Source organism: Paludibacillus litoralis (assembly GCF_037646705.1).
GTDB classification, from domain to species: domain Bacteria; phylum Pseudomonadota; class Alphaproteobacteria; order Rhodobacterales; family Rhodobacteraceae; genus Pikeienuella; species Pikeienuella litoralis.
This window is the reverse complement of the sequence record NZ_JBBHER010000011.1, coordinates 75,700-90,415: the sequence shown is the minus strand read 5'-3', so window position 1 is coordinate 90,415 and position 14,716 is coordinate 75,700. Positions and strand designations below refer to the sequence as shown.

Sequence of the window (14,716 nt, the reverse complement as noted above, 5' to 3'; positions counted from 1 at the left end):
AATTAAGCGCGTCGGTCTGGGCCGTGTTGGTTGGTCTGGACCTTGTGGCCGGTATTTCAGCATGAGCGCGGGGTGATGATGTCAGAGATCCACGATTTACCGTTCGACGGCGCTTCGAGCGTCGCAAGCGGTGGTTCTCGAGTTCCTCCAGTAGGAGGATGGGTGAAACGTGTTTTCGACGTCGGATTCGCCGCCGCCGCGCTTCTCAGCGTGTCCTTGCTGTTCATCGCGATCATCGTGATGATCCGCCTCACGTCGAAAGGGCCGGCGATCTACATGCATCGCCGCGTCGGGTTTGGCGGGCGGACATTCCCTTGTCTGAAATTTCGGACAATGGTGACCGACGCTGACGAGCGGCTCAAAAAGCTGCTGGAGACCGATGCGGAGGCGAGGCGAGAATTCGAACTGCACCGCAAGTTGAGACATGACCCGCGCATCATTCCCGGGATCGGCGCCTTTCTGCGAACCTCGAGCCTCGATGAATTGCCCCAGCTCATTAACGTGCTCCTGGGGCACATGAGCATCGTTGGACCGCGGCCGGTGACCGAAGAGGAAATCAACAGATACAGGGACGCGGCCGAGGACTACTATAGATCCCGCCCGGGGATGACCGGTCTCTGGCAGGTCTCGGGACGCAACAACCTCTCGTTCGAGGAGCGGGTGAGGATCGATCAATCCTATATCCGCAAGTGGTCCTTCCTTCAGGATATTCGCATTATCCTGCGCACATCCGGAGTCGTGTTCCTGCGGCGCGGCGCCTATTAGCGCCTCGCCCGTCCGATCCGCGCCGTCAACCGGAGAGGCTGCGGAGCTTCGCGGCTGATTCCGCGTTCCCGAGGCGGATATCGGAGAGACGAGCCCTTCGCGCAGCCATCGGGAGCGAGCGCCGGCCGCTCCACGCGATCGATACGCCCGGGGCCGCCCGAACATCCTCCTCCCGGGCGGAATAGCGCCGCCTCATGCGCTCGCCTTCGTCGTCGGCGGCGGAGACTGGCTCCGAGCGCGATGGATTCCCGTCGGCGCATGGATCGGGAGCGCGCCACGGCCCCTTAAATGGGGCCCTGCGCGTAAAGAAAATCAACAACATCGGCAGTTTATGGATGGGGTGGTAGGCCCGGAGGGACTCGAACCCCCAACCTAAGCGTTATGAGCGCTCTGCTCTAACCATTGAGCTACGGGCCCCAAGGCGCTGCATTGGATAGGCGCGCGGCGCGGCGTGGTCAATCATTCTTCCGCTTTGCGCCCGCATGCGCTAGGAGGACGCCGAGATTGAGGGAGCGAAAGATGACCGACCGCCCGAATGGCCTCACTTATCGCGACGCCGGCGTCGATATCGATGCGGGCGCGGCGCTGGTCGAGGCGATCAAGCCCGCCGCGGCCGCGACCACCCGCCCCGGCGTGATGGATGGGCTCGGCGGATTCGGAGCGATGTTCGACCTTCGCGCCGCCGGCTTTCAGGATCCGATCCTCGTCGCCGCGACCGACGGGGTCGGCACCAAGCTGAAGGTCGCGATCGAAACCGGGCGCGTCGACACGGTCGGCGTCGATCTCGTCGCGATGTGCGTGAACGATCTGGTGTGTCAGGGGGCGGAGCCGCTTTTCTTTCTCGACTATTTCGCAACCGGGAAACTCGATGTCGCCGAAGGCGCCGCGTTGGTGGCCGGCGTCGCCGAAGGCTGCCGCGCCGCAGGCTGCGCGCTGATCGGCGGCGAGACGGCGGAGATGCCCGGCCTCTACGCCAAGGGCGATTTCGACCTCGCCGGGTTCGCCATCGGCGCGATGGAGCGAGGCGGCGCGCTTCCCCGCGACATGGCCGCCGGAGACCGGCTGATCGGACTCGCCTCCTCCGGCGTCCACTCGAACGGGTATTCGCTGGTCCGGAAAGTCGTCGAGCGGTCCGGGCTCGCCTGGTCCGCTCCCGCCCCCTTCGCCGATATGCCGCTTGGCGACGCGCTTCTCGCTCCGACCCGAATCTACGTCCCGGCCGCGCTGGCCGCGATTTCCGCCGGAGCCGCCGGTCTCGCCCATATCACCGGCGGCGGGTTGACGGAGAACCTGCCGCGAATCCTCCCCGACGGGCTTGGCGCCGAGATCGACCTCGCCGCCTGGCCGCTGCCCCCGATCTTCCGCTGGCTGATGGAGACGGCGGAGATCGATGGCGCTGAAATGCTCAAGACATTCAATTGCGGCGTCGGCATGATCGTGGTCGCGCCCGCCGCGGAGGCGGACGCGGTCGAGACCGCGCTTCGCGCCGCCGGCGAGGCGCCGTTCCGCATCGGGGCGCTCGTGTCCGGCGCCGGCGTCGCCTATCGCGGCGCGTTGGCGTGACTGCGGCGGCGCGGCCGAGGGCGGCGATCTTCATTTCCGGGCGCGGCAGCAACATGACCGCGCTTCTCGAAGCGATGGCCGACCCCGCCTACCCCGCCGAGGCCGCGCTGGTCCTCTCCAACAATCCCGGCGCCGCCGGGCTGGCGCACGCCGCTGAGCGCGGCGTGGCGACCGCGGTGATCGACCACCGGCCGTTCAAAGGCGATCGCGCCGCTTTCGAGGCGGAGCTGTCGCGCGTGCTCGCCGCCGCGGGCGTCGACCTGATCTGCCTCGCCGGATTCATGCGGATTCTCACTGGCGGATTCGTCGATCAATGGCGCGACAGGATGGTGAACATCCATCCCTCGCTTCTTCCCGCGTTCAAGGGGCTGGAGACGCACGCCCGGGCGCTCCACGCCGGCGTCGCCTTTCACGGCTGCACCACGCATCTGGTCCGGGCGGAGATGGACGACGGGCCGATTCTCGGCCAGGCGGCGCTCGCGGTCGCCCCGGGAGACGACCCGGACACCCTCGCCGCGCGCGTCCTTAGGCTGGAGCATCGGCTTTATCCGGCCGCGCTCAAGGCGTGGCTCGAAGGCGAACTGACCCTGGAGGGGGAAGCGATTCGCCCTGCGCCGCTCGCGCTCATGGGATAGCGGCGCGGGCCGGCTCGCGATCTGGAGCAAGACGCCCGTTAACGCGGATTTCACCCCTTTGCGCCGACATTGCGCCAAAGCCGACGATGCCGGCTGGAGCGGGGCGAGAGCGCAATGTACCAAAAACCGGACCGACCGTTCATAGACTATCAGGGCTATCACTGGGGCCGCCTGAACCAGATCTATCGCGGGCCGCAACCCGACCTCGCGCAGCCCTATATCGCCTGCCTCGGCGGCGCGCAGACGTTCGGGCGGTATGTGGAGCGGCCGTTTCCACAACTCCTCTCGGAGGCTCTGAACCTGCAGGTCGCCAATTTCGGGACCGCCAGCGCGGGGCCCGGATTCTTTCTTCGCGACTCGCAGGTGACGGAGGCGGCGTCGCAGGCGGAAATCTGCGTTGTCCAGGTGATGAGCGCGCGCTCTCTCTCAAACCGTCTCTTCAAGGTCGAGCTCAGCCGCAACGAAGAAATCGAAGCGGTGACGAGGGCGCTGGAATCGCTGTTTCCGCATGTCGACTTTGAAACATTCACCTACGCCCACAACATGCTGAACCAGCTTGCGGAAGACGATCCGGAGAGTTTCATCGCCGTCGAGGCGGAGATGAAGGCGGCGTGGGTCGCGCGCACCCGCGTGCTTCTGGAGACGATCCAGACGAAGCGAATCCTGTTCTGGTTCTCCGAACGAAGGCCGGATGAGGACGCCCCGGCCGACGCTCGGCAGCCGATGCTCAAATACCCGCAATTCGTCGATCAGGACATGATCGACGCCGTCGCGCCGCTGGCGGACCGGGTGGTGACATGCGTCACCTCCGCCGGAATTCCGCAGTCGCTGATGAAAAACGGCGCGCCCGTGCTTCAGACGCCGTTCGGCATGCCGGTCAGCGAGAATCGGTACTATCCCTCGCCCGAAATGCACGAGGATGCGGCCAGAGCGCTGGCCGGACCGATCCAGGAGCTTCTGCACTCAACCGAAACGCCCGCCCACGCCCGGCGCGGCATGATCTCGATCTGAAGGGCGCTCAGCGCGCCGCCCGACGCTCGATCTCGACGCCGAGCGCGCCGGAGACCCGATCCAGCTTTTCGATCCGGATTCGCGCCCGCGCGACGCGCGGCTCGGCCAGAAGCCGCGCCGCCAGCCGCTCGGCGAACGTCTCGAGAAGTTTCATCCGCGGGCCTGCGGCAAGGTCCCGGATCGCCTCGAAAATCAGATCGTAGGAGACCACGCTCTCCACTTCATCGGCGTAATCCGCGGAAAATCTCCGCACATCCAGCTCGACCGAGAAGCGCAGCCGCTGCGTGACGCCATACTCCTCCGCATACGCCCCGATTTCGATGTCGGCGATATGGTCGCGCAGAAAGACCCGGTCGCATGGCGCGCCTTCGACCGCGCGCCCGATCAGCATTCCGGTCGTCTCATCGTTCATCCGGCGTCGCCTTGTCTCAATCACGCAATTGCGTCGGGAACTGAAGCATTACTCCCGTCCGGCGCGCAAGGAAACGGCGCGGCGCCGCGAGCCGCGCCGGGGATCAGCTCTTGTTTTCAGTGACCCGTGTCGGGATGCGATAAAAGACATGGCTGCCGATCCGCACCGTCTTCGACAATCTCTTCGACCAGCTTGGCCGGACGCTGGTCGTGTGAAAATGCGTCGCGCCGTCGGTCAGCACCCGCGGCCGGCCCGAGAGCATGACCTTCGCGATCTTCGCCGCCTTCACAAAGGCCGCGCGATTGCCGATCCGCTCCTTCTTGCCGTCGCAGGCGTAGGAGAACTGGCAGGCGTGGCGCTTCTGGGCGCCCTGCGTCACCACCTCGCAGACCGACCCGGGGTATGCCCCGCTATCGACCCGGTTCAGGATCACTTCCGCGACGGCGAACTGCCCACGGGTCGTCTCGCCGCGCGATTCGAAATAGATCGCCTCCGCGAGACACTGGAGCGACCGTCCGTCGACCCCTTCGCCGATGCTCTCAAGGCTCACATTGGACGCCGACAGCAACTCCGAGACATGCATTTCCTTCGTCGCCCCGCCCAGCGCGGAGGCCAGCGCGTCCTCGTCGTTCAGCGACGCGAGGTCCGGGTCGTCGATCGTCGCGGTCATGAGGCGGTCGGGCGTGGATGGCATACGGCCGGTGCGTGCGAACATCCGGTCCGATTCAAGCGCGCGAAACGCCGTGCGCTCCGCCCTCAACACAGAGAGGATCTGCCGCGACTGCGCGGCATCCACCGCCGCCTCGCCGCCGGAGCCTTCCGTCGCCGCCCCGGTTGAAGAGGAGAAAGCTATCGCCGCCGCAATCCCGAACGCCATAACGCCGGCCCGTCCCGTGCGGGAAAATCCGGATAAGTCGCGCATGTTTCACCCTCGGTCTTGTCGCGGCGCCGGCTTCTGTCCGGCGCGCGCCGTCGCGGGGCTGCGGCCCGCATCCATCTCCAGCAATCGAAGTTGCGCGTCGCCTTCTGCGGCGCAATCTTCGTTAACACGTTGTGAACGCGATAAGCGCCCCGCCCGTCAATCGGAATCCACCGCAATTTGGGAGGTTTTCATCACATTTTCAGCCCCAACGCCTTGTTATTCCGAAACAATTTCAGAAGGTTTCAGGATCTCACGACGAATCGGACGCCAGGAGCCGCGCCTGCGCCGCCGCCAGACGGGCGATGGGGAGGCGAAACGGGGAGCAGGATATGTAGTCGAATCCGGCCAGTTCGCAGAACCGGATCGAGGCCGGATCCCCGCCATGCTCGCCACAGAGGCCAAGCGTGAGGCCGGGGTTCCGACGCCGCCCGCGCTCCGTCGCCATGAGCAGCAACTCGCCCACGCCTTCGAGATCGAGGGAATGGAACGGGTCCTCGGGGAAGACCCCCTTGGCGATATAGTCGCGCATGAAGCGCCCAGCGTCGTCGCGGCTGAGCCCATAGGTCATCTGGGTGAGGTCGTTGGTCCCGAATGACAGGAACTCGGCCGTCTCCGCCAGATCTCCGGCCCGAAGCGCGGCGCGCGGCGTCTCCACCATGGCGCCGATCCGATAGCGGAGCGGCGCGCCGGTCTCGTTTCTGACCTGCTCGGCGACGGTCTCGACCATCTTCGCCAGCAGCTCCAGCTCCCGGTTGGCGGAGACGAGCGGGATCATGATCTCCGGCGTCACCGGCTCGCCGGTGCTGATGCCCGCCGCCACAGCCGCCTCGAACGCGGCGCGCGCCTGCATCTCGTAGATTTCGGGGAAGGTGACGCCGACCCGGCAGCCGCGGTTGCCGAGCATCGGGTTGAACTCCCGCATCTCATCCGCCCGCCGGATCACGCTTTTCAGCGGCAGCCCCATCGCGGCCGCGAGCTCCGCCATCTCCTGCTCGCCATGCGGCAGAAATTCATGCAGAGGCGGATCGAGCAACCGGATCGTCACCGGCAACCCCGCCATGATCTCGAACAGTTCGATGAAATCCGAGCGTTGCATCGGCAGCAGCTCGGCCAGCGCCTCCCGACGGACAGTCTCGTCCGACGCCAGGATCATCCGCCGCATCGGCGTGATCCTGTTCTTCTCAAAGAACATATGCTCAGTTCGGCAAAGCCCTATTCCATCGACATTAAATCCGATCGCCACTCGCGCGTCCTGCCCGGTATCGGCGTTCGCGCGCACTTTCAGCCGCCGCACCGCGTCGGCCCACTCCATCAATGTCGCGAAGGCGCCGGAGACCTCCGGCTGGACCAGTTGCGGCGCGCCGGCCAGCGCCTGCCCGGCCGAGCCGTCGATCGTGATCACGTCGCCTTCGTGAAACACCCGGCCATCCGCCGCCGTCAGGGTTCGCCCTTCGAGATCGAGCGTGATGTCGCCGGCGCCGACGACGCAGGGCGCGCCGAGGCCGCGCGCGATCACCGCGGCGTGGCTGGTCATCCCACCCCGCGCCGTCAGCACGCCGGCGGCGACGTGCATGCCGCGTATGTCCTCGGGGCTGGTCTCGACCCGCACCAGGATCGCGCGCTGCTCGCGCGCCGCCAATGTCTCCGCCGCCTCCGACGAGAAGACGATGGCGCCCGCCGCCGCGCCGGGAGAGGCCGGCAAGCCGGACCCGATCACGTCGCGCGGCGTGCGGGCCGCGACCGTCGGATGAAGATGCGCGGTCAGCGTCGAGGGATCGACCCGCAGGAGCGCCGCGTCGCGGCTGATCACGCCCGCCTCCGCCAGATCGACCGCGATCCGGACCGCGCCGCGCGCCGTCGGCTTCAAAGGCTGCGCGTCGAGCAGCTTCAGCTCGCCCGCCTCCAGCGTGAACTCCAGACGGCAGGCGTCGCCGAGGGCGCGCTCGGCCACGTCGCCCAGCGCCTCCAGCGCCGCGGCGGCCTCCGGCGCCTCCGCCTCCAGCGAGGGGGCCGATTGCGCCGCGGCGCGCCGCGTCGCCTCAGTGAGGAGACGCGGAGTCCGCAGCCCCATCAACGCATCCTCGCCCTGAGCCTGAGCAAGGAACCGCCCCTGAAACCCCGGAACGCCATCCTCCTCCGAACGCGTCATGGCGACCCCGGCGCCGGACGGGTGCGGGCCGACGCCGAGCGCCATCGCCTGCGCGATCAGGGTCTGCGCCGCCTCGGGCGCGACCCCCCGCGCCTGGCGGAGGATCTTCGCGGTCGGCGCGGCCCAGGCCCGGCGCATCGCCGCGATCGCCCGCGCCAGCTGCTCGCCTGCGTCTTCGGGAAAAGGCTCGCCCGCCTCATCCTCCACCACCGCCAGATAATCCGCTTCAAGCGCCTTGAGCGCGGCATGGGTGAGCGCATCCTCGCTATCGACGCCGGATTGCTTCATCCGATCATAGAGCGCGATCTCGAACGCCTCCGGGTCCGCGCCCATGGCCTCGACCGCGAAGGACTGGATCAACCGCCGGCGAAGGTCGGCCGCCGCCCGTTTTCCGACCCGCGCCGCGAGCCCCGCTTGCGCCGCCGCGGTCAGGCCGATGTTCAGAATGGCGGGGGAGGACGGCGCCCCGTGGACCGCCGGGCTGGAGCGGAGCGCGAGCAGGAGCGGCGCCGCCGGATCGCCGAAGCCGAACCCGGTCGCGGCCTCAAGCGCCGCCAGCGCCGGCCGGAGCGCGTCCGGCGCGACATCGTCCGGAAAGGTGAAGCCGGGCGGAACCGGGGCCCCCGCCGCGATCAGGCGCGCGAGGCGCGCCGCCTTCGCGCCATGGCGCTCAGCGGCGGAGGCATCCGCGAGGGAGAGGATCGACGCGCTCATCTTGTCGCCGGTCTAACGCAGCCTTCGCAGGTGCGAAAGCGTCTTCTCATCCGGCCGTCATCCCTCGATGGCGGAAAACACCGCCACGCGCTCCATCACCACCTTCACGCGATTGAGCAGGCAAAGCCGGTTGCGGCGGACGATCTGATTTTCGGCGTTCACCTGGGTCTTGTCGAAAAAGGCGTCGATCGGGCCGCGCAGCCCGGCCATCGCCGCCATCGCCGCCGCAAAATCCTCCGCCGCCAGCGCCGGCCGGATCGTCGCGTCGGCCGCGTCGAGCGCCGCGAAAAGCGCCCGTTCCTCATCGCCTTCGGCGAATTTCGGGTCCGGGTCGAGCGTGTATTCGACGCCGTCCTTCTTCTGCTCGGCCGCGAGGATATTCGCGGCGCGCTTGTAGCCGGCGAGGAGATTGGCGCCGTCTTCGGTATCAACAAACGCCTGTAACGCCTTCACGCGGTTGACCAGCAACACCAGATCGTCTTGCCCGCCAAGCTGGAAGCAGGCGTCGATCACATCGTGGCGGACGCCCTCGGCGCGGAGGTGGACTTTCAGGCGGTCGGCGAAGAAGGTGAGGAGGTCGCGCCGTTTCCCCACCATTCCATCCAAACTAAGATGGAGTGCCGTAGTGAGCATGATCGTCGCAACGTTGAGAGGCCCACCACTATCATCCAGCCGGATACGAAGCCTATTCTCTAGGATAATCCGAATAACCCCCAACGCCGCCCGCCTCAGCGCAAACGGATCCTTGCTCCCGGTCGGCCTCTCGTCAATCGCCCAGAACCCGGTCAGCACGTCGATCTTGTCCGCCAGCGCCACCGCCACAGAAACCGGCTCCGTCGGAACCGCATCCGAAGGCCCAAGCGGCGCGTAGTGCGCCTGACAGGCGGCGGCGACGTCCGGCGCTTCGCCCGCGGCCTCAGCGTAATACCGGCCCATAACCCCCTGCAATTCCGGGAATTCATTGACCATCTCGGAGCAGAGGTCCGCCTTGGCGATTTTCGCCGCCCGCTCGGCCTTGTCCGCATCCGCCCCGACCAGCGGCGCGATCTCGCGCGCCAGAGCGGCGATGCGGGCGATGCGGTCGGCCTGGCTGCCGAGCTTGTTGTGGAAGGTGACGTCCTTCAGCGGCGCGCCCATCGCCTCCATCCCGCCAGTCCGGATCGTGCGGAGGTCGTTCTCCCAGAAGAAGAGCGCGTCCGAGAGCCGCGCCGCCAGCACCCGCTGATTGCCGGCGAGGATGGTCGCGCCCTGATCCGCCGTCTCGATATTGGCGACGGTGACGAAGCGCTCGATCCGGCCGGTTTTCGGGTTCCGGAGCGAGAAGAATTTCTGATGCTCCTTCATCGAGGTCTGGAGCACTTCGGGCGGGAGGGTCAGGAACCGCTCCTCGATCTCCCCCATCAGGACGACCGGCCACTCGACGAGGCCCGCGACCTCCGCCAGAAGCCCTTCGTCCTCCACGATCTCCATGCCCGCCGCGAAGGCCATGTTGCTCATGTCCGCCGAAATCCGCGCGCGCCGCGCGGCCGGGTCGAGCACGACCTTCGCCTTCAGAAGGCGGGCCGCGTAATCCTCGAAATCCTTCGGGCGGATCACCTCCGGCGCCATGAAGCGATGGCCGCGCGTCTCCGCGCCCGACGTCAGATGGCCGACGCTGAACGGAACCACCCCCTCCCCGCCGTCGCCGGTGAGGATGCACAGGATCGAGCGAAGCGGGCGGATCCAGCTCAGCTCGCCCGCCCCCCAGCGCATCGAGCGCGGCCAGGGGAAGGCGCGAATGACTTCCGGGATCGCCTCCGCGATCACGTCGGGGGCGGGGCGGCCCGGCCGCCGGATCTCCGCGAACCAGACCTCGCCCTTCTTGTCCGCCCGCCGCACCAGCTGCTCCCTGGTCAGACCGGTCGAGCGGAGAAACCCTTCGAGCGCCTTCTCCGGCGCGTCGACGCGGGGGCCCTTGCGCTCTTCGCGCCGCGCGCGCGTCGCCCTCGGCATCCCGGTGATCGAGAGCGCGAGCCGGCGCGGCGTCGCGAACGCCGCCGCCGCCTTGAAGGACAGGCCCCGGTCCGTCAGCGCCTGACTGACGAGCCGCTGCAGATCCTCCGCCGCCCGCGCCTGCAACCCGGCCGGGATTTCCTCGGAAAAGAGTTCAAGAAGAAGGTCCGCCATTATTCGCTTTCCGGAATTGGACAATCGGCGGGCGTCTCCCTCCCCGCGAAAAAGGCGGCGCCGCAGCTGTTGATCTGGCGCCATTGAAAGGCGCGCCCGTCAGGATAGGCCGCGACGATCCGGTCGAACCCGTAAGGGGTGTTGGCTTCCGCGAGGAACGCTTTCGCCGCGCCGGTCGCCAGATCCGCCTCGATGACGCCCGCGTCGAAACAGGAGAACCAGCCCGGCGCGACCAGAGGCGCGGCGTCCGGCGCCGGGGGCGCCTCGAACGGCGGGGCCTTGAAACAGCCCCGCATCTTCAACGGCGAGGTCGGCGCGTCCAGCCCCAGGTACTCCTCCACCGGCACGTCCACGCCGGCGATCCGCACCGTATCGACGCCCGTCACCTCGACGTAATAACCGCGCGTCTGATACCACCAGAGCACAGCGCCGAAGATCACGGCGAAAACCGCGAGCGCGACGATGATGAGCCGCCCTTTCGTCATGCCGCGCGCCCGGCTTCGGTCAGCAGGAACGCGTCCGCGCAGAGTTTCGAGAGCGCCCGCACCCGGCCGATATAGGCCTGCCGCTCGGTCACCGAGATCACGCCGCGCGCATCCAGCAGGTTGAAGATGTGGCTCGCCTTGATGCATTGGTCATAGGCGGGGTGCGCCATCGGAATTTCGCGCCCGGTCTTCGGATCGGTCTCCGCCGCCGAGACGATGCGGCGGCACTCGGCCTCCGCGTCCTCGAAATGCCGCAGCAGCGTCGCCGTGTCCGCGACATCGAAATTCCAGCGGCTGTATTCGCGCTCCGTCTGACGGAAGACATCGCCATAGCTGAGCGGGATCGGCGCATCCGGCGCGTTGAACGGAAGCTCCATCACATGTTCGACGCCCAGCACATGCATCGCCAGCCGCTCCAGCCCATAGGTCAGTTCACCCGTGACCGGCCGGCAGTCATGGCCCGCGACCTGCTGGAAATAGGTGAACTGGCTCACCTCCATGCCATCGCACCAGACCTCCCAGCCGAGCCCGGACGCGCCGAGGGTCGGGCTCTCCCAATCGTCCTCGACAAAGCGGACGTCATGCAGCGCCATGTCGACGCCGATCGCCGCCAGGCTGCCGAGATAGAGATCCTGCAGATCCGGCGGGCTCGGCTTGATGACCACCTGGAACTGGTAATAATGTTGCAGCCTGTTGGGGTTGTCGCCATAGCGCCCATCCGTCGGGCGGCGCGACGGCTGCACATAGGCCGCCGCCCACGGGCGGGGGCCGAGCGCGCGCAGCGTCGTCGCCGGATGGAAGGTGCCGGCGCCCACCTCCATGTCATAGGGCTGAAGCAGCGCGCAGCCGCGCTCCGCCCAATAGGTCTGAAGCCGGAGGATGATCTCCTGAAAGCTTTTCGGCTGATCTGACATCGGTAATCCTCGGGCGCGGCGGCGCGCCGTTCCTAGCCCTCAACGTCCGACCGGTCAACGCGGCGGAGCCTGCGCCGACGACTGCGGTCACGCGGTTCCCGGCGCCGCCCGATATCGGGAGCTCGCACGCGCGGCGCGCGCGGGGCCCTGCGCCACACCTGATTTTCACCGCAAGGGCGCTTATGGTCAGAACCGCCGATTCGCCGACCCGGAGTCGCTCATGCGCCGCGCCCTGAAAATCATCGTCGCCCTCCTCTCGCTCGGCGTCGTCGCGGCGGTCGCTTTCGTCGCGTTCCTGCCGACCGAGAGGATCGCGAAGATCGCGGGCGATCAGGTGAAAGCCGCGACCGGCCGGAGCCTGACGCTGACCGGCGGGCTTTCGCCGAGCTTCTTTCCGGTTCTCGGCGTCGAGACCGGCGCGGTCGCCCTCGGCAACGCTGAATGGGGCGAGGCGCCGGCGTTGATCGCCGCCTCGGGCGTGCGGATCGGGATCGACCTCGCGCCGCTCATCCGCGGCGAGATCCGCATCCGCGAAGTGCGCCTCGAAGATCCCGTCGTCTCTCTCGAAGTCAACGAGGCCGGGGAGGCGAACTGGGAGTTCGCCGGGGCCGAAGGCGGAGACGGCGGTGGAGACGGCGGTGGGATCCAGAGCCTGATCGTCGACGAATTGTTCATCGAGAACGGCGCGCTGACCTTCGTCGACCGGCGCGGCGGCGCAAGGATCGAACTCGATCGGTTGAACGCGGAGGCGACGCTGCCCGGCCTCGATCAACCGCTCGCCGTGACCGGCTCCGCAAACTGGCGCGAAAAGAAGATCACGCTCGATTTCGGGCTGTCGAACCCCGCCGCCCTCTTGCGGGGAGAGGAGACCGCGCTGCGCCTATCGCTCGCCAGCGACGCCGGCTCGGCCAGCTATGACGGCAAGGTGACGCGGCCCGGCCCCGACGGTCGGCCCCGCGCCGCCGGCGTATTTCACCTCGCGTCGAAAGACCCCGCGGCGGCGTTCGGCTGGGCCGCCGGCGCCCCGGCGCCGGACGCGCTCGAGGGGCTGACCGATCTCAACCTCGACGGCGACATCGTCCTCACCGAGACGGCCAAGGCCGCGCTCACCGGCGCCGTCACGCGGGGGGGAAAGGCCGCGACGCTCTCGCTCGCCGCCACCGGCGGCGCGGACTGGGCCGAGCGGCGCGCCTTCGCGGTCAACCTTGACGCCGCCGTCAACGACCTTTTCCGCTTCGTTTACAAGGGCGATGTCGCAGCCGACTCAGGCCGCTTTCCGGTGGCGTTGAATGGGGCCTACGATCTCACCGCGGCGGCGCCCGCGGCCGCGGCCGAATGGGTGTCGGGAGCGGCGCCCGCGCCGCTCGCCGACTTCGCCGCGCTCACGCTGAAAGGCGCGGTCTCTCTTTCCGGAAGCGGCCTCTCTTTCAGCGCGAAGGGCGGCGGCATGCGCGGCGATCGCCACGCCTCCGTCGATCTTTCGATGACCGGCGGGGCTGACTGGCCGACAACCCGCGCGTTCGCGCTGAAGGCCGACGCCGCGCTCGACGGCGCCGCCACGCTGGTTTTCGCCGGCGATATCGCCGCGCCCGAGAGCGGCTCGCCCAGCGTCGACGGCGCGGTGGAGTTCGACTCTCCGGATCTGCGCGCGCTCGCCCGGCTGGCCGCCCTCCCGCTGCCGGACAACATGCCGCCGGACGCCTTCCGGACGCTCAGTTTCAAAGGCGACCTCTCCATCCCGGCGGCCGGCGGCGTCCGCCTCAAGGCGACGGCGCTTTCACTGGACGCGCTCACCCTCTCCGGCGCCCTCGGGATCGCCGCGGGCGAGCGTTTGACGCTGAACGGCGACCTCCGGGCGGGCGACGTCGATCTCACGCCCTATCTTGGCGCCGCCGATTCCGCACCGCCCCCCGCCGGCGCCTCAGGCTGGAGCCGGGAGCGGATCGACCTCACCGCTCTCTCGACGTTCGATGCGAGGATTGGCGTCAGGGTGAAATCGGCGACACTCCCGCAGATGAAAGTTGGGGCGAGCCAAATCGAGGCGACAGTCTCGGACGGACGGCTCGATCTCCAGATCGAAAAGCTCGGCCTCTATGGCGGCGGCGTCACGGGATCGGTCACGCTGGACGGCGCGAGAGGCAACGCCTTCAGCGCGGCTTTTTCCGCTTCCGGCGTCAAGCTCCGGCCGGCGCTCCGCAACCTCGCCGGGATCACGTCGCTCGAAGGGCTCGGCGCCGGCGGCCTCAATGTCTCCGGCGCGGGTGAAACCCTGGACGAGATCATGCGGAGCCTCGAAGGCTTCGGCGAGATGAAGCTGACCGACGGCGCTCTGGTCGGCTACAATCTGGCGGCGATGGCGCGCAATCTGGGCGCCGGCCTGATCGGCGGCGACGGCGGCGCGCAGAAGACCGACTTTTCCGAGATCTCCAGCGTCTTCACCATCTCCGGGGGCGTTCTGCGAACCACCGACTTCGCGCTCCTCGGCCCGCTGATCCGCGTCTCCGGCGAGGGCTCCGTCGATCTCGGCGCGCAAACGGTGGATGCGCGGCTGACGCCGAAAGCCGTCGCCACGCTCAAAGGCCAGGGCGGCGACAGGGAGAAGAGCGGTCTGGCGTTTCCACTGATCGTCACCGGCCCCTGGGCCGCTCTCTCCATCCGCCCCGATCTGAAGACCGGGCTCGATCTCCTCCTGACCGATCCCTCCGGCGCGGCGGACGCGGTGAAGGACCTGATTCAGGACGGCGCCGCCGGGACGCTTGGCGGCGCCGCCAAGGGCGCGCTTGAGGCGTTGACCGCCCCCAAGGGCCAGTCGAAGCCCCCGAGACAGAACGGAAAGAAGCAGGGCGCGAAAGGCGACGCGAAGCAGGACAAGCCGGCGCCGATCGTCGATCCGACGCGCGCGCTCAACCAGCTGCTGAAAGGCGTCCTCAAGGACTGACCGCGTTGCGCAGCGCTCGGAAACCCTGTATCGGACATCGCG

The 14,716-nt window shown here is 68.0% G+C and carries 11 protein-coding genes and 1 tRNA gene; 5 read left to right on the top strand and 7 right to left on the bottom strand.

What is annotated here, in order from left to right:
• The first annotated feature begins 162 nt into the window (after positions 1-162).
• The gene (locus tag WG921_RS17080; protein WP_340110469.1) at positions 163-765 is read left to right on the top strand and encodes a sugar transferase; all 603 of its coding nucleotides are present in this window, start codon (positions 163-165) and stop codon (positions 763-765) included.
• Between the two features lie 341 nt (positions 766-1,106).
• Here the strand turns inward: WG921_RS17080 and WG921_RS17075 are convergent.
• Positions 1,107-1,182 (bottom strand) — tRNA-Ile (locus WG921_RS17075).
• Between the two features lie 102 nt (positions 1,183-1,284).
• Between WG921_RS17075 and purM the strand changes: the two genes are divergently transcribed.
• The 3 genes from purM to WG921_RS17060 all read left to right on the top strand — a co-directional run bounded on the left by purM (position 1,285) and on the right by WG921_RS17060 (position 3,974).
• Positions 1,285-2,328 (top strand): phosphoribosylformylglycinamidine cyclo-ligase, encoded by a 1,044-nt coding sequence (gene purM / locus WG921_RS17070; protein ID WP_340110468.1) that lies wholly within the window; start codon positions 1,285-1,287, stop codon positions 2,326-2,328.
• Complete coding sequence (gene purN / locus WG921_RS17065) at positions 2,325-2,963, top strand: phosphoribosylglycinamide formyltransferase (RefSeq protein ID WP_340110467.1); 639 nt, start codon at positions 2,325-2,327, stop codon at positions 2,961-2,963. Before purM ends, purN begins: the two co-directional genes overlap by 4 nt.
• Before the next feature lie 114 nt (positions 2,964-3,077).
• A complete protein-coding gene (locus WG921_RS17060; RefSeq protein WP_340110466.1) occupies positions 3,078-3,974 on the top strand; it encodes a DUF6473 family protein in 897 nt (298 codons plus the stop codon).
• A 7-nt stretch (positions 3,975-3,981) separates the two neighbouring features.
• Here the strand turns inward: WG921_RS17060 and WG921_RS17055 are convergent, their stop codons facing one another.
• The 6 genes from WG921_RS17055 to WG921_RS17030 form a co-directional block, all read right to left on the bottom strand.
• Positions 3,982-4,386: a dihydroneopterin aldolase gene (locus WG921_RS17055; RefSeq protein WP_340110465.1), complete on the bottom strand. Its 405-nt coding sequence runs from the start codon at positions 4,384-4,386 to the stop codon at positions 3,982-3,984.
• A gap of 103 nt (positions 4,387-4,489) precedes the next feature.
• Complete coding sequence (locus tag WG921_RS17050) at positions 4,490-5,263, bottom strand: cell wall hydrolase (protein WP_340110464.1); 774 nt, start codon at positions 5,261-5,263, stop codon at positions 4,490-4,492.
• Positions 5,264-5,558: 295 nt separating this feature from the next.
• Positions 5,559-8,171 (bottom strand): pyruvate, phosphate dikinase, encoded by a 2,613-nt coding sequence (gene ppdK / locus WG921_RS17045; RefSeq protein ID WP_340110463.1) that lies wholly within the window; start codon positions 8,169-8,171, stop codon positions 5,559-5,561.
• 57 nt (positions 8,172-8,228) lie between these two features.
• Positions 8,229-10,337 carry a glycine--tRNA ligase subunit beta gene (gene glyS, locus WG921_RS17040; RefSeq protein WP_340110462.1) on the bottom strand — a complete coding sequence of 703 codons (2,109 nt, stop codon included), beginning with the start codon at positions 10,335-10,337 and terminating at the stop codon, positions 8,229-8,231.
• Positions 10,337-10,822, bottom strand: a complete 486-nt coding sequence (locus WG921_RS17035) for a DUF6446 family protein (RefSeq protein WP_340110461.1) — start codon at positions 10,820-10,822, stop codon at positions 10,337-10,339. Before WG921_RS17035 ends, glyS begins: the two co-directional genes overlap by 1 nt.
• Positions 10,819-11,736, bottom strand: coding sequence for a glycine--tRNA ligase subunit alpha (locus WG921_RS17030; protein WP_340110460.1), 918 nt, complete (start codon positions 11,734-11,736; stop codon positions 10,819-10,821). The genes WG921_RS17035 and WG921_RS17030 overlap by 4 nt, the downstream gene beginning before the upstream one ends.
• A gap of 220 nt (positions 11,737-11,956) precedes the next feature.
• On the opposite strand from WG921_RS17030, the gene WG921_RS17025 reads away from it, so the two are divergent.
• Positions 11,957-14,674 carry an AsmA family protein gene (locus WG921_RS17025; RefSeq protein WP_340110459.1) on the top strand — a complete coding sequence of 906 codons (2,718 nt, stop codon included), beginning with the start codon at positions 11,957-11,959 and terminating at the stop codon, positions 14,672-14,674.
• The last annotated feature ends 42 nt before the right edge of the window (positions 14,675-14,716 follow it).

What these genes read in the sequence shown, in the direction of transcription:
- purM (WP_340110468.1), top strand. Translation starts at nt 1,285, where the DNA reads ATGACCGACCGCCCGAATGGCCTCACTTATCGCGACGCCGGCGTCGAT.
- WG921_RS17060 (WP_340110466.1), top strand. Translation starts at nt 3,078, where the DNA reads ATGTACCAAAAACCGGACCGACCGTTCATAGACTATCAGGGCTATCAC.
- WG921_RS17055 (WP_340110465.1), bottom strand. Translation starts at nt 4,386, where the DNA reads ATGAACGATGAGACGACCGGAATGCTGATCGGGCGCGCGGTCGAAGGC.
- WG921_RS17050 (WP_340110464.1), bottom strand. Translation starts at nt 5,263, where the DNA reads ATGGCGTTCGGGATTGCGGCGGCGATAGCTTTCTCCTCTTCAACCGGG.
- ppdK (WP_340110463.1), bottom strand. Translation starts at nt 8,171, where the DNA reads ATGAGCGCGTCGATCCTCTCCCTCGCGGATGCCTCCGCCGCTGAGCGC.
- glyS (WP_340110462.1), bottom strand. Translation starts at nt 10,337, where the DNA reads ATGGCGGACCTTCTTCTTGAACTCTTTTCCGAGGAAATCCCGGCCGGG.
- WG921_RS17035 (WP_340110461.1), bottom strand. Translation starts at nt 10,822, where the DNA reads ATGACGAAAGGGCGGCTCATCATCGTCGCGCTCGCGGTTTTCGCCGTG.
- WG921_RS17030 (WP_340110460.1), bottom strand. Translation starts at nt 11,736, where the DNA reads ATGTCAGATCAGCCGAAAAGCTTTCAGGAGATCATCCTCCGGCTTCAG.
- WG921_RS17025 (WP_340110459.1), top strand. Translation starts at nt 11,957, where the DNA reads ATGCGCCGCGCCCTGAAAATCATCGTCGCCCTCCTCTCGCTCGGCGTC.